Source organism: Caulobacter sp. GW821-FHT10A06, assembly GCF_059415805.1.
Window position 1 is genome coordinate 210,860 of the sequence record NZ_JBWKNY010000004.1, and the last position, 13,419, is coordinate 224,278.

Below are 13,419 nucleotides of genomic sequence, written 5' to 3' on the forward strand. Positions count from 1 at the left end.
GAATCATTTCCTGACAAACGCCGTAAACGCCTCTTAACGCTCTTCGGGCACAACATCTCGGTTCGCTCCGTTTCGGCGGGGCCCGAGATACGAAGTTGAGTTCGGAGACTTTCATGGCGCGAGCCGCGCGGCGATCCACGACGGAGCTCCTGTGGGATGCGTTCCGTTACGGCTGGGTCCAGCCCTGGACGGCCCGGTTCCGGGGCGGGGTCGTCACCGTGATCGGGGCGGTCCTGCTGCTGGCCATCGCCACCTACAACGCCACCGATCCCAGCTTTAACGCCGCCACCGGCGAGCCGGCGCGCAATGCGCTGGGCGGCCTCGGCGCGATGATCTCCGACCTGCTTATGCAATCTCTCGGCCTGTCGGCCTGGGGCGTCGCCCTGCTGATGCTGGTGTTCGGCGTCACCCGCGTGGCTCAGGCCGACCCGGACGCCGAGCGCAAGGACCTGCGCCAGCGCGCGGTCGTCGGCGCCCTGGGCCTGCTGGCCTTGTCGGCCGTGCTCGCCGCTCCCCCGCCGCCGGCGATCTGGCAGCTGGAGAAGGGCCTGGGCGGTTTCTGGGGTGACGCGCTGCTGCACGGGGTGGCCGGCATTCTGGGCTTCGCCCACATTCCCGGCGCGACCATCATCTCGGCCATCCTGTTCGCGATTGCCGCCATCGTCGCTCTGGGTTTCGCCATCGGCGTGCGCGAGGTCGATCCCGACGCCATCCACACCGCCGTCAGCAACGCCCTGCAGCCGCGCGTCCGCGCCGAGCCGGAACCCGCGCCGGCCCCGGTCGCCAAGCCGGCCCGCGTCCGAAAGGAAAAGGCCGAAGCCGCGCCCAAGCGTGAGCGCCCCGGCCGCCTGCCGCCGATCGATGATGACGACGACGCGATCGTCGCCGCGCCGACCGCCATCAGCTCGCCCGAGCGCGCCTACACCCCGCCGCCGCCCCAGGACGACGAGGACGAGTTCGAGGACATGCTCGACGCGCGTCCGATGGCTATCGCCAAGCCCAAGACCGCGCCCAAGGAATCCGGCCGCGAAGCCCGTGAACAGCAGAAGGCCTTCGACTTCGAGGAAGACGCCGGCTTCCAGCTGCCGGAACTGGCCATGCTGGCCAAGGCCAAGCCGCGCTCGTCGGAAGTCGACGCCGGCTCGCTGCGCCAGAACGCCCGCCTGCTGGAAAGCGTGCTGGCCGAGTTCGGCGTCAAGGGCCAGATCGACCAGATCCGTCCCGGCCCCGTGGTCACGATGTACGAGCTGGTGCCGGCTCCGGGCGTGAAGACCGCCCGCGTCGTGGCCCTGGCCGACGACATCGCCCGCTCGATGAGCGTGATCTCGTGCCGCGTGGCGGTGGCCCAGGGCCGCAACGCCATCGGCATCGAAATGCCGAACTCCAAGCGCGAGACGGTCTATCTGCGCGACCTGCTGAGCAGCGCCGACTATGAGAAGGCCAGCCAGATCCTGCCCATGGCGCTGGGCGAGACCATCGGCGGCGAGCCCTATATCGCCGACCTGGCCAAGATGCCTCACCTGCTGATCGCCGGTACGACCGGTTCGGGTAAGTCGGTCGGCGTGAACGCGATGATCCTGTCGATCCTGTACAAGCTGCCGCCCGAGAAGTGCCGCTTCATCATGGTCGATCCCAAGATGCTGGAACTGTCGGTCTATGACGGCATCCCGCACCTCCTGGCGCCCGTCGTGACCGATCCCAAGAAGGCCGTCGTGGCCCTGAAGTGGACCGTTCGCGAGATGGAAGACCGCTATCGCCGCATGTCCAAGATCGGCGTGCGCAACATCGGCGGCTATAACGAGAAGGCCAACGAGGCTGCCGCCAAGGGCGAACACTTCGAGCGCACCGTGCAGACGGGCTTCGACGACGCCGGCCGTCCGATCTACGAGACCGAACAGATCCGTCCCGAGGCCATGCCCTATCTGGTCGTGGTCATCGACGAGGTCGCCGACCTGATGATGGTGGCCGGCAAGGACATCGAAGGCGCCGTGCAGCGCCTGGCCCAGATGGCCCGCGCCGCCGGCATCCACCTGATCATGGCCACCCAGCGCCCGTCGGTCGACGTCATCACCGGCACCATCAAGGCCAACTTCCCGACCCGGATCAGCTTCCAGGTCACCAGCAAGATCGACGCCCGCACCATCCTGGGCGAGCAGGGCGCCGAGCAGCTGCTGGGCCAGGGTGATATGCTCTACATGGCCGGCGGCGGCCGCATCACTCGCCTGCACGGCCCGTTCGTCAGCGACGGCGAGGTCGAGGCCGTGGCCAAGTTCCTGCGCGACCAGGGCATCCCGCAGTACCTGGAGGAAGTCACCGCCGGCGGCGACGAGGAGCAGGAAGAGGCCGTCGAAGGCGCGTTCTCGGGCGAGGGCGGGGCCAACGACCTCTACGACCACGCCGTGGCTGTGGTCACCCGCGACCGCAAGGCCTCGACCAGCTACATCCAGCGCCGCCTGCAGATCGGCTACAACCGCGCCGCCTCGCTGATGGAGCGGATGGAGAAGGAAGGCGTCGTCGGCGCCGCCAACCACGCCGGCAAGCGCGAGATCCTGGCCCCTCCGCCTCCGCCGATGTAGGAAACCTTGGCTGTTTGGGCGCGTTCCTGACGCTCTAGCAAATGGGCCCAACCTGAACGGCGCTTCATCGGAGCGCCGGAAAATGGCCTCGCGGCGGCCTTCGCGGCGGCCAAGGTTGGCGCTAAGGAGTCCGAATGACCAATCGCCGTTTCCTTCTCGCGGCCGGCCTGGCCGCCGCCATCGCTTCCCCGGCTTTCGCCCAGCAGGCCAAGCCCGTGCCCGCAAAGCTGACCGTCGAGCAGCAGGCCATGCTGGACAAGGCCACCGCCTATATCCAGGGCCTGTCGTCGGCCAAGGGCCGCTTCGTGCAGACCGACGCGCGCGGCACCCAGACGCAAGGCACGCTCTATATGCAGCGTCCGGGCAAGGCGCGGTTCGCCTATGACCCGCCGGCTGGCCTGCTGGTCGTCAGCAACGGCAACAACGTCAACATCTTCGACAGCCGGCTGAAGACCTTCCAGAGCTATCCGCTCAGCAAGACGCCCCTGAACCTATTGCTGGCCCGCGAGGTCCGCCTGGATCGCGGCGTGATCATCACCGACATCCGCCCGCTGGCCGACGGCTTCACGATCGTAGCCCAGGACGCCCGCCGCCAGGCGCTGGGCCGGATCTCGATCGACTTCTCCAACGCGCCGGTGGCGCTGATGGGCTGGACGGTCACCGACATCAAGGGCGGCACGATCCGCGTGCGGCTCAGCGACTTCGCCGAGACCGGCGAGTTGGACCCGGCGCTGTTCGTCCTGACCGACCCGCGCCGCAAGGTCGGCAAGCCGTAGTTAGTCGTGAATGTGACATTACCACAACAGGCAAGAATCAACCCGCTTCGGGGTTGACTAAAAGTTTTGACGTGGCATATTTAACACGCATGGCGATGAGCGACCGACCCGCTCTTCGCGAACCGTGCCGGATCCTATCCCCTCCCGGCGGCGGCATGAGAGACTAGACTTTCGTCCCCGGGCGCTACGAGCGCCCGGGGCGTTTTTCTTTTAAGTGACCGGCCGCTGGCCGGGGGCTCGTCCTGACAGGCTGGCGTTTCCTGTTCCGGAGCTTTAGAGCGAGGCCATGCGCCTCCGTATCGCCACCTGGAACGTCAATTCCGTCCGCCTCCGCGCCGAGCAGGCCGCCCGTTTCGTCGACGAGCAGGCTCCCGATGTCCTGTGCATGCAGGAGATCAAGTGCCAGGAGGGCGAGTTTCCGCGCGAGGCCTTCGAGGCCATGGGCCTGAAGCATCTGAAGATCGCCGGCCAGAAGGGCTGGCACGGGGTAGCCATCGCCTCGCGCCTGCCGTTCGAGGATGTCCCGACCCTGATGAACTGCCGCGAAGGCCATGCCCGCTGCGTGGCGGTCAAGGTGGCCGGGGTCGACATCCAGAACTTCTACATCCCGGCCGGCGGCGACACGCCCGACCGGATCGGCAATCCGAAGTTCGACCACAAGCTGGATTTCTACGAGACCCTGACCGCCGCCCTGAAGAAGCGCGACCCCAAGGCGCCGCTGATCGTCACCGGCGACCTGAACATCGCGCCCGGCGAGAACGACGTCTGGAGCCACCGCCAGATGCTGAAGGTGGTCAGCCACACGCCGGCCGAACTCGAGGCCTTCGACGCCATGATGAAGTCGATGGATCTTCTGGACCTGCCGCGCCTGGCGACGCCCGAGCCCGAGAAGCTTTTCAGCTGGTGGAGCTATCGCGCCGCCGACTTCCGCAAGTCCAACCGTGGCCTGCGCCTGGACCACATTCTCGCGAGCCCCGGCCTGCGCGACGCGGCGATCGTGGACGGCAAGGTGTCCTCGCGCGTCCACGATACGGTCCGGGAGTGGGAGCGCCCCAGCGACCACGCGCCGGTGACGGCGGACCTGAAGGTCTAGAAGTAGCCGGCGCTTTCGATATCCGCGAGCAGCCCCGGCTCCGTCGGCGTCCAGCCCAGGGTCTCGCGCGTCCAGACGCTGGACGTCGCCGCGTCCATGCCGGCGAACATCGCGAACCAGCCGAAGTGTTCGGCAGGACGGCTTTCGACCGGTAGGCCGAGGCCTCGGCCGATCGCGGCGGCGATCTCCTTGAACGGCACGCCCTCTTCGGCCACCGCGTGGTAACGCTCGCCGCCGACGCCGCGCTCGATGGCCAGGCGATAGACCTTGGCCGCGTCCAGGCGGTGCACGCCCGACCAGCGGTTCTCGCCGGCGTCGAGATAGGCCGAGACGCCGGTGCGGCGGGCGATGTCGATCAGCATCGGCACGAAGCCGTGGTCGCCGGCGCCATGGGTCGACGGCGCCAGGCGCACGGTCGAAGCCTTGACGCCCTTGGCGATCAGGCCGGCGGCCGTGGCTTCCGACAGACGCGGATAACCGTCGACGCCCTCGGCCGGAATGTCGGTCTCCAGGGCCAGCCGTCCCGGCGCCAGGCGAGCGGTGCCTGAAGTGACCAACAGCGGCTTACCGACCGAGCCTGTGCCCAGCGCCTCGATCGCTTGGCGGTCGAGCTGGCAGTTCTCGGCGAAGCGCGAGAAGTCGTGGTTGAAGGCGGTGTGGATCACACCGTCGGCGTCCGAAGCGGCACGGGTCAGGATCTCGTTGTCCTCAAGCACGCCGCGCACCACCTCGGCGCCGACTGCCTCGAGCGCCGCCGCGCCGGCGTCCGAGCGAGCCAGACCGACGACCTGGTGACCATGAGCCAGTAGTTCGGGGACGACGGCTGAGCCAACGAAGCCGGTAGCGCCGGTGACAAAAATACGCATGGAAGAAGCCTTTCGGGATTTCACGTGGAACATCCTGCGGGCTAGGATCATCCTGTTAAAGTCGTGAACTTATACGGGTATAAGGCCTAACAGGATGAACGCGCCGATCTCGACCGAGAACCCGCTGGGTTCGTTCCTGCGCGATCGCCGGAGCAAGCTGGACGCCGCCGCGCTCGGCTTCTCGAATACGCGTCGCCGCACGCCAGGCCTGCGCCGCGAGGAAGTTGCCCAGCGCGCCCACATCAGCGCCACCTGGTACACTTGGCTGGAACAGGGCCGGGGCGGAGCGGCCTCAGCCGACGTGCTGGACCGCATCGCCCGCGCCCTGATGCTGACCGAGGTCGAGCGCGAGCACCTGTTCCTGCTGGGCCTGGGCCGCGCCCCGGACGTCCGCTACCGCGAGACCCAGGGCGTCACCCCGCGCCTGCAACGGGTGCTGGACGCCCTGTCGCCCAGCCCGGCCCTGATCAAGACCCCGACCTGGGACGTCGTCGCCTGGAACCGCGCCGCGACCCTGGTGCTGGCCGACTATGGCGAGCTGCCGGTCGAGGAGCGCAACATCCTGCGGCGAATCTTCTGCGATCCGCGCGCACGGGCGATGAACGCCGACTGGGACAGCGTCGCCCGCTTCGTGGTCGCCGCCTTCCGCGCCGACGTCGCACGGGTCGGAGCGGGGAACGAGGCAGGCGTCCAGGCCCTGATCGCCGAACTGACCGCCCGCAGCCCCGACTTCGCGACGATGTGGGCCGACAACGACGTCCGCCACTACGGCGAGGGCGTCAAACGCCTGCGCCACCCGGTGCTGGGCGCGGTGGCGTTCGAATATTCGGCGTTCAGCGTCGATGGCCGGCCGGACCTGGCGATGATCGTCTACAACCCGGCGACAGCGGAGGACCTGGAGCAGGTGCGGTCGCTAGTGGAGAAAGGCTGACGCCGCCATGCAGGCGACCGAGACGATCACGATCGCCGCCAAGCCCCGTCGCGCCTGGCGGTGAGCGATGTTCAGGGTCCAGCCCATCATCGGGTTCATCTTCGGAACGATGAGACGTGGATCATGGGGATCGTTGTAGAGGCCCCAGCTGTACTTGTTCCGCATGGCGACAAGATCCTTGGATCAGGAAGTCTAGCGCCGTTTTTCAATCGAAAGAAGAGCGCGGGAAACCTCAGCCCTCGGCCGCGACGACGCCCTGGGTGATCCACAATGCCTTGTCCTTGAGGTTCTTGCGGATCCAGGCGGCGTGGACTTCGCGTTCGGCGTCGGTCGAGCGGAAGGGCAGGGGACGCTGGCGGGCGCCGTACGAGCCCTGGACCGCGGCCGAGACCGACAGGGCCTCGACATGGGTCAGTTCCAGGGCGCGTTCCTTGCCGCCCTGCAGTTCCAGATAGACCTCGGCCAGCAGGTGCGAGTCGATCAGCGCCCCGTGCTTGTCGCGGCTGTCGAGGCTGATCTTGAATCGCTTACAAAGCGCGTCGAGCGAGTTGTACATGCCCGGAAAGCGCTTCTTGGCCATGGCCAGGGTGTCGATCCAGCGTTCCTCGGCGATCGGCGCGCGGCCGCACTTTTCCAGCTCGAAATTGATGAAGCTGCGGTCGAAGGCGGCGTTGTGAGCGACGACGACGCTGTCGCCGACGAACTCCAGGAACTTGTCGGCGACCTCGTGGAACTTGGGCTTGCCGGTCAGGAAGGCCGACGACAGGCCGTGGACCTTCTCGGCCTCGGCCGGCATGTCGCGCAGCGGGTCGCAATATTCGTGGAACGAGCGGCCGGTCGGCATGAACTCGACCACCTCGATGCAGCCGATTTCGACCAGGCGGTCGCCCGTCTTCGGATCGAAGCCGGTGGTTTCGGTGTCGAGGATGATTTCCCGGGCCATGGCCCTTCAATGGAGCGCTTCGAGCGCCGCTTCAAGCGGAGCCGGGAGTTCTCAACAGAGTCAGAAGGTCGCGGACCTGGGCATGGGCGTGCTCAAGGCCTTGGCCGGTCTCGATGACGAAGTCGGCGCGCGCGCGCTTTTCGGCGTCGGGGGTCTGGCGGGCCAGGATCGCCTCGAATTTTTCCGGCGTCATCTCCGGCCGGGCCAGGACGCGGGCGCGCTGGACGTCGGCAGGGGCCGAGACCACCACCACCTTGTCGACCTTCTTCTCGCCGCCGGTCTCGAACAGCAGCGGGATATCGAGGACGACGATCTCGTGCCCCTCGGCCTGGGCGGTCTCGAAGAAGCCGATGCGGTGGGCGCCGACCAGCGGGTGGACGATCTGCTCCAGCTTGGCCAGGGCCTCGGAATTGCCGACCACCTGGGCGCTGAGCTTGGCGCGGTCGATCGCGCCGTTCACCACTACGCCCGGAAACGCCGCCTCCACCGGCGCGACCGCCGCGCCGCCGGTGGCGTAGAGGGCATGCACCGCCGCGTCGGAATCGTAGACCGGCACGCCCTCGGCCTGGAACATCGTCGACGTGGTCGACTTCCCCATGCCGATCGATCCGGTCAGGCCCAGCACCAGCATGACCTACGCCTCGCCAAGCAGCTTGAGGGCCAGGCCCCGCACATCGACCTCAGGGGAGGGCGTCACGCCATAGATCGCCTCGAAGGTCGGGATCGCCTGACGCAGCAGCATCTCCAGGCCATCGACCGTGCGACGGCCGGCGGCCTCGGCGCGGCGGAGGAACTCGGTGCGCAGCGGCTTGTAGACCATGTCCATGACCACGGCGGTTTCCGGGGTCAGGGTGAAATCGGCCACCGGACCCTCGCCGCCGTTCAGGCCCAGCGAGGTGGCATTGATGATCAGGCCGGCCTCGGCGAGCAGGGCGGGCAGGGCCGTTTCCTCGGCCGCGAACACCTTGGCGCCGAACGCGTCGACCAGTTCCTGGGCGCGGGCCAAAGTGCGGTTGACGATCGTGACCTTGGGCGCACCGGCCAGCAGCAGAGCCGCGACCGCGCCGCGGGCCGCACCGCCGGCGCCCAGGATCACGACCGGCGCGGCCGTGACGTCAAAGCCGGGAGCCTGGGCGTCGATCGCGCCGAGCAGGCCAGGGCCGTCAGTGTTATCGGCATGGACCGAGCCGTCCGCGTTGAAGATCAGCAGGTTCGCAGCGCCGGCCATTTTCGCCAGGTCGCTGGCGGTGTCGGCGCAGGCCAGGGCCCGCTCCTTGAAGGGGATGGTGACGTTGACGCCCTTGATCGCCCCGCCGCGCAGGCCGTCGACGAAGGCTTCGAACCGATCAGGCGCCGGCGCGAACGGCACATAGGCCGCGTCGAGGCCAGCCGCCTGGATCCAGGCGTTGTGCAGGACCGGGCTCATCGAGTGCTTGATCGGCGCGCCGCAGACGCCGCCGACGATGGCGGCTCCAGAGATCGTCATGCGGCCAGGGCTCCATGAAGGCGCAGGAAATCGAGCAGGCCGATCAACGGCAGGCCCAGGATGGTGAAGTAGTCGCCGTCGACCGCATCGAACAGCTGAACGCCCTCGCTCTCCAGCTCGTAGCAGCCGACCGACCACAGCAGGGCCTCGCCGCGACGCTCTATATAGGCGTCGAGCCACGCCTCGCTGAACGGGCGCACCGACAGCTTGGCGCTCTCGACGATCCGCCAGATCGGCTGGCCGTCGCGGGCCACGACCACGGCCGAGTGCAGCTTATGGGTCGTGCCGCGCAGTTCCAGCAGATGCTCACGCGCCTGAGCCAAGGTTTCGGCCTTGTCGAACAGCTTGCCCTTGAGGTCGAGCGTCTGGTCGGCGCCGATCACCAGGCCGGGGCGCTTGGTCGAAACCTTGACCGCCTTCATCTCCGCAAGCGCGTCGGCGATGTCGCGCGGTGTGACCTCTTCAGCCAACAGGCCGGCCTTGGCGGCGTCCTCGTCGACGCCGGGGCTAACCGCCTCGAAGGCGACGCCGGCGTTCTTGAGGATCATCTGGCGGGCGCTGCTCTTGGACGCGAGCGTTACAGACGTCATCCCAGGACCTCGACCTTGCCGCGACCACCCGACAAGAGATTGATGATCGCCGCCGCCGTCTCCTCGACCGAGCGGCGGGTGATGTCGATGGTCGGCCAGTTCATGCGCTCGAACAGCCGGCGAGCGGCGATGATCTCCTGGCGCACGGCGTCGCTGTCGACATAGTCGCTCTCTCTATTCTCTTTCAAAGAGAGCAGGCGGTTGCGACGGATCTGGATCAGCCGGTCGGGCGAGGTGATCAGGCCGACGATCAGGGTGTTCTTCAGCTCGAACAGCTCAGGCGGCGGCGGGCGGCCCGGCACCAGCGGCACATTGGCGGCGCGCACGCCGCGATGGGCCAGATAGATGCAGGTCGGGGTCTTCGACGTCCGCGACACGCCGACCAGGATGACGTCGGCCTGGGTCAAGTCCTGGCCGCCTTGGCCGTCGTCATGGGCAATGGCGTAGTCCAGGGCCTCGATGCGGTCGAAATAGTCATTGGTCAAAGCGTGCTGGGCGCCGACCCGGGTCGAGATCCGCGCGCCCAGATAGCGCGACATGGCGCTGATCACCGGATCCAGCGCGGCGATGCAGGGCATTTCCAGCTTGCGGCAACCCTCTTCCAGCGCTGCGCGCAGGTTCGGATCGACGATGGTGTGCATCACCACGCCCGGGGCGCCGCCGATCTCTTCCAACGCCCGGTCAAGTTGCCGCGTGGAACGAACCAGCGCGTAGATGTGTTCGATAGGCAGGATATCGGTGAAACGGGCGCACACCGCGCGCGCCATGGCGTTCAGGGTCTCGCCCGTGGAGTCCGACACCAAGTGAATATGGAAGTAGGTGGCGAAGCGCGGCGGCAGCCGTTCGCCGTCTCCCTGACCCAGACTCTCCTGTGGATCATCCGTTAACGGTTGCTTAACCACTTGCCTCGCCCCTGGGGACGCCTGGGCGCCAAAGGGGCCTCGAAGCGTCGTGACACGGCGCCGCTGTGATCAACGGTCGCATTGCTCGCGTATCATCCCCAGGCTCGCCCCGCATCCCCCATCAAGTGAATCCCGGCTGTCCCAAGCTGCGGACAGAGTCTCGTGAGGGGTCTTTGTCCCGCCGTCGCGAGTTAAGAATTCATTAAGGTCTTCAAAGCGCTGCTGGACCATCCACATGATTAACAGACCCTTAACCACATGTGGGAAGGCCTGGGGGTAAGGCGGGATGGGCTGTGCGAGTCACTCGCCTGTCAGGCGTTTTCCCCACTTTGCAGTTGCCCTCCAACACCCTCTTTCAAATCTTAAATTCTTATTAAGATATGAAGGTAGGGACTTAAGGGTCTTACGGGCTTGAGCCCAAGCGAGGACCGGGCTTTAACCCGAGCCATGACGTCTCCCACGCAAATCCCTAAATTTCTCTCAACGCTCGCCGGCGAGACGCATGCCCATCCGCCGATCTGGTTCATGCGCCAAGCGGGTCGGTATCTGCCGGAGTACCGCGCGGTGCGGGCCACGGCCCCGGACTTCATCTCGTTCTGCTTCGATCCCGAGAAGGCGGCCGAAGTCACCCTGCAGCCGATGCGGCGGTTTCCGTACGACGCCTCGATCGTCTTCGCCGACATCCTGCTGATCCCCGGCGCCCTGGGCCAGAAGGTCTGGTTCGAGGCCGGCGAAGGTCCGAAGCTGGGTGAAATGCCGTCGATCGAGTCCATGGCCGACAAGGCCGGGAATGCGGGCGAGGCCCTCAAGCTCGTCGGGGAGACGCTGACCCGGGTTCGTTCGGCGCTCGATCCGTCGAAGGCCCTGATCGGTTTCGCCGGCGCGCCGTGGACCGTGGCGACCTACATGATCGAAGGCGGCTCCAGCGATCGCAGCGGCGCGCGGACCTATGCCTACCAGAACGCCGAGAAGCTGGACGCCCTGATCCAGGTGCTGGTCGACTCGACGGTCGACTACCTGGCCATGCAGGTCGATGCCGGGGCCCAGGCCCTGAAGCTGTTCGAAAGCTGGGCCGAGGGTCTGTCCGAGCCGCTGTTCGATCGCCTTGTCACCCAGCCGCACATCAAAATCATCGAAGGCCTGCGGGCGCGGGGCGTGACGGTTCCGATCATCGGCTTCCCGCGTGGGGCCGGGACGCTGGTCGAGGACTATACGGCCAAGGTGCCGGTACAAGGCGTGGCGCTGGACACCTCGGCGTCGGCGAAGCTGGGTCAGGCGATCCAGAAGACCAAGACGATCCAGGGCGCACTCGATCCGCTGCTGCTGCGGGCTGGCGGTGATGCGTTGCTGCGCCGCGTCGACCAGCTGCTGGAACAGTGGAACCAGGGTCCCTACATCTTCAACCTGGGTCACGGCATCCTGCCTGACACGCCGATCGCCAATGTCGAGCTGGTGCTGGAGCGGGTGACCGGCGTGAAGGTGGGCGGCTAGGTGGGCAAGAAGCTCGCCGTCGTTCTGTTCAATCTGGGCGGGCCAGATGGTCCGTCGGCGGTGCGGCCGTTCCTGTTCAACCTGTTCCGCGATCCGGCGATCATCGGCTTGCCGGCGCTGTTTCGGTATCCCCTGGCGGCGCTGATCTCGACGACCCGCGAGAAGACCGCCAAGGCCAACTACGCGATCATGGGCGGCGGCTCGCCGCTGCTGCCGGAGACGGAAAAGCAGGCGTGGGCTCTGGAAGCGCAGCTGGCCAAGAGCCTGCCGGGCGTCGAGGCCAAGTGCTTCATCGCCATGCGCTACTGGAACCCGCTGACCGGCGAAACGGCTAAACAGGTCGGTGCGTTCGCACCCGATGAAATCGTGCTGTTGCCGCTCTATCCGCAGTTCTCAGCGACCACGACGGCTTCGTCGCTGAAAGCCTGGCGCGAGACCTACAAGGGCTCGGGTCGCCAGACGACGGTGTGCTGCTATCCAGATGAGGCCGGTCTGGTCGAGGCCCACGCCCGACTGATCCGCGAGACCTGGGAAAAGGCCGGTTCGCCGACGAACGTGCGCTTGCTGTTCTCGGCCCACGGTCTGCCGGAGAAGGTCATCCTGGCCGGCGATCCTTACCAGAAGCAGGTCGAGGCCACGGCCGCCGCGGTCGCCGCCAAGCTGCCGGCCGGCCTGGACTGGACCGTCTGCTACCAGAGCCGGGTCGGACCGATGAAGTGGATCGGACCCTCGACCGACGACGAGATCCGCCGCGCCGGCGCGGATGGGAAGGGCGTGATCGTCACCCCGATCGCTTTCGTCTCCGAACACGTCGAGACCCTGGTCGAGCTGGACCATGAATATGCCGAGCTGGCGCGGGAGGTCGGGGTCGCCCCCTATATCCGCGTGCCGGCCTTGGGTGTCGCGCCGGAGTTCATCTCTGGTCTTGCCGACATGGTCGCCAAGGCGATGGCCACTGGCGGGGTCATCCCCGGCGGCGATTGGCGCGGACCTGAAAACTGTCCCTGCAATGAGGAAGCCTCGGCGTGATCGATTTCCTGGTGGCCCACTTCAACGTGTTCCGGGGCCTGCACATCCTGTCGGTCATCGCCTTCATGGCGGGGCTGCTCTACCTGCCGCGACTGTTCGTCTATCACACCGGCGCCGCGCCCGGTTCGGAGATGGACGAGACCTTCAAGGTCATGGAGCGCCGGCTGCTGCGCGGGATCATCAACCCCGCCTCGATCGCGACCTTCGTGTTCGGCCTGTGTCTGATCCTGGCCGACAGCGCCATCCGCGGCTGGGGCTTCCTGGCCCAGCCCTGGATGATCACCAAGCTGGTCGCCCTGGTCGGCCTCTATGGCTGGCACGGCTTCCTGTCGGCCTCGCGCAAGAAGTTCGAGCGCGGCGAGAACACCCGCTCGGAAAAGTTCTGGCGGGCGACGAACGAGATCCCGTTCGTGCTGGCGATCATCATCGTCATCTCGGTGACGACCAAGTTCCTGAACCACTGAGGGTCCGTCCTCGCCCTTCGACAGGCTCAGGGTGAGGTCTACTGGTAAGGCCGAGACACTAGAAACCCTCATCCTGAGCTTGTCGAAGGACGAGGGTTTCGGACCCGCCGCTTGACCGGCCGCGTCCCACGTGGTTTGCATCCAAAAGGTTCGTGTTTCGAACCCACCTCTCTACGGACCGGCGCCCGTCCTGGCGCGCCCCGCGAGCGATCCGCTCCAAGGTCCGTCCCCCGAACGATCCGCGTCATCGTCAACCGACGCGCTCGCCTGGT

The 13,419-nt window shown here is 66.9% G+C and carries 14 protein-coding genes and 1 pseudogene; 8 read left to right on the forward strand and 7 right to left on the reverse strand.

What is annotated here, in order from left to right; all coding sequences use genetic code 11:
- Window positions 1–95 precede the first annotated feature (95 nt).
- The 3 genes from AC07NF_RS12465 to AC07NF_RS12475 all read left to right on the forward strand — a co-directional run bounded on the left by AC07NF_RS12465 (window position 96) and on the right by AC07NF_RS12475 (window position 4,445).
- Window positions 96–2,576 (forward strand): FtsK/SpoIIIE family DNA translocase, encoded by a 2,481-nt coding sequence (locus tag AC07NF_RS12465; protein ID WP_494626268.1) that lies wholly within the window; start codon window positions 96–98, stop codon window positions 2,574–2,576.
- Window positions 2,577–2,710: 134 nt separating this feature from the next.
- Window positions 2,711–3,352: an outer-membrane lipoprotein carrier protein LolA gene (locus tag AC07NF_RS12470; RefSeq protein ID WP_492816178.1), complete on the forward strand. Its 642-nt coding sequence runs from the start codon at window positions 2,711–2,713 to the stop codon at window positions 3,350–3,352.
- Between the two features lie 286 nt (window positions 3,353–3,638).
- The gene (locus AC07NF_RS12475) at window positions 3,639–4,445 is read left to right on the forward strand and encodes an exodeoxyribonuclease III (protein ID WP_494626270.1); all 807 of its coding nucleotides are present in this window, start codon (window positions 3,639–3,641) and stop codon (window positions 4,443–4,445) included.
- On the opposite strand, the gene AC07NF_RS12480 is transcribed toward AC07NF_RS12475, so the two are convergent.
- Entirely contained in the window at window positions 4,442–5,311 is an 870-nt protein-coding gene (locus AC07NF_RS12480) for an SDR family oxidoreductase (protein WP_494626272.1), read from the reverse strand. The genes AC07NF_RS12475 and AC07NF_RS12480 overlap by 4 nt on opposite strands.
- 94 nt (window positions 5,312–5,405) lie before the next feature.
- Between AC07NF_RS12480 and AC07NF_RS12485 the strand changes: the two genes are divergently transcribed.
- Window positions 5,406–6,242, forward strand: coding sequence for a helix-turn-helix transcriptional regulator (locus AC07NF_RS12485; protein WP_494626274.1), 837 nt, complete (start codon window positions 5,406–5,408; stop codon window positions 6,240–6,242).
- Here AC07NF_RS12485 and AC07NF_RS12490 read toward each other — a convergent pair.
- From AC07NF_RS12490 to AC07NF_RS12515, 6 genes are all read right to left on the reverse strand, one after another.
- Window positions 6,225–6,407: a hypothetical protein gene (locus AC07NF_RS12490; RefSeq protein ID WP_494626276.1), complete on the reverse strand. Its 183-nt coding sequence runs from the start codon at window positions 6,405–6,407 to the stop codon at window positions 6,225–6,227. The two genes, AC07NF_RS12485 and AC07NF_RS12490, sit on opposite strands and share 18 nt — an antisense overlap.
- Window positions 6,408–6,474: 67 nt before the next feature.
- Complete coding sequence (dnaQ, locus tag AC07NF_RS12495) at window positions 6,475–7,185, reverse strand: DNA polymerase III subunit epsilon (RefSeq protein ID WP_494626278.1); 711 nt, start codon at window positions 7,183–7,185, stop codon at window positions 6,475–6,477.
- Between the two features lie 31 nt (window positions 7,186–7,216).
- Entirely contained in the window at window positions 7,217–7,816 is a 600-nt protein-coding gene (coaE, locus tag AC07NF_RS12500) for a dephospho-CoA kinase (protein ID WP_494626280.1), read from the reverse strand.
- A 3-nt stretch (window positions 7,817–7,819) separates the two neighbouring features.
- Window positions 7,820–8,671, reverse strand: coding sequence for a shikimate dehydrogenase (gene aroE / locus AC07NF_RS12505; RefSeq protein WP_494626282.1), 852 nt, complete (start codon window positions 8,669–8,671; stop codon window positions 7,820–7,822).
- Window positions 8,668–9,261, reverse strand: a complete 594-nt coding sequence (locus tag AC07NF_RS12510; protein WP_494626284.1) for a Maf family protein — start codon at window positions 9,259–9,261, stop codon at window positions 8,668–8,670. Before AC07NF_RS12510 ends, aroE begins: the two co-directional genes overlap by 4 nt.
- On the reverse strand, window positions 9,258–10,163 hold the full coding sequence (locus AC07NF_RS12515) for a pyruvate, water dikinase regulatory protein (RefSeq protein ID WP_492816160.1): 906 nt from the start codon (window positions 10,161–10,163) through the stop codon (window positions 9,258–9,260). The genes AC07NF_RS12510 and AC07NF_RS12515 overlap by 4 nt, the downstream gene beginning before the upstream one ends.
- Window positions 10,164–10,610: 447 nt before the next feature.
- Here AC07NF_RS12515 and hemE point away from each other — a divergent pair, with 447 nt between their 5' ends.
- The 4 genes and pseudogenes from hemE to AC07NF_RS12535 form a co-directional block, all read left to right on the forward strand.
- On the forward strand, window positions 10,611–11,654 hold the full coding sequence (gene hemE / locus AC07NF_RS12520) for a uroporphyrinogen decarboxylase (RefSeq protein WP_494626286.1): 1,044 nt from the start codon (window positions 10,611–10,613) through the stop codon (window positions 11,652–11,654).
- On the forward strand, window positions 11,655–12,683 hold the full coding sequence (gene hemH, locus AC07NF_RS12525; protein WP_494626288.1) for a ferrochelatase: 1,029 nt from the start codon (window positions 11,655–11,657) through the stop codon (window positions 12,681–12,683).
- Complete coding sequence (locus AC07NF_RS12530; RefSeq protein ID WP_494626290.1) at window positions 12,680–13,147, forward strand: CopD family protein; 468 nt, start codon at window positions 12,680–12,682, stop codon at window positions 13,145–13,147. Before hemH ends, AC07NF_RS12530 begins: the two co-directional genes overlap by 4 nt.
- Window positions 13,148–13,246: pseudogene (locus tag AC07NF_RS12535) on the forward strand (hypothetical protein); the annotation flags it as partial.
- Window positions 13,247–13,419 lie beyond the last annotated feature (173 nt).

What these genes read in the sequence shown, in the direction of transcription:
- AC07NF_RS12470 (WP_492816178.1), top strand. Translation starts at nt 2,711, where the DNA reads ATGACCAATCGCCGTTTCCTTCTCGCGGCCGGCCTGGCCGCCGCCATC.
- AC07NF_RS12475 (WP_494626270.1), top strand. Translation starts at nt 3,639, where the DNA reads ATGCGCCTCCGTATCGCCACCTGGAACGTCAATTCCGTCCGCCTCCGC.
- AC07NF_RS12480 (WP_494626272.1), bottom strand. Translation starts at nt 5,311, where the DNA reads ATGCGTATTTTTGTCACCGGCGCTACCGGCTTCGTTGGCTCAGCCGTC.
- AC07NF_RS12485 (WP_494626274.1), top strand. Translation starts at nt 5,406, where the DNA reads ATGAACGCGCCGATCTCGACCGAGAACCCGCTGGGTTCGTTCCTGCGC.
- AC07NF_RS12490 (WP_494626276.1), bottom strand. Translation starts at nt 6,407, where the DNA reads ATGCGGAACAAGTACAGCTGGGGCCTCTACAACGATCCCCATGATCCA.
- dnaQ (WP_494626278.1), bottom strand. Translation starts at nt 7,185, where the DNA reads ATGGCCCGGGAAATCATCCTCGACACCGAAACCACCGGCTTCGATCCG.
- coaE (WP_494626280.1), bottom strand. Translation starts at nt 7,816, where the DNA reads ATGCTGGTGCTGGGCCTGACCGGATCGATCGGCATGGGGAAGTCGACC.
- aroE (WP_494626282.1), bottom strand. Translation starts at nt 8,671, where the DNA reads ATGACGATCTCTGGAGCCGCCATCGTCGGCGGCGTCTGCGGCGCGCCG.
- AC07NF_RS12510 (WP_494626284.1), bottom strand. Translation starts at nt 9,261, where the DNA reads ATGACGTCTGTAACGCTCGCGTCCAAGAGCAGCGCCCGCCAGATGATC.
- hemE (WP_494626286.1), top strand. Translation starts at nt 10,611, where the DNA reads ATGACGTCTCCCACGCAAATCCCTAAATTTCTCTCAACGCTCGCCGGC.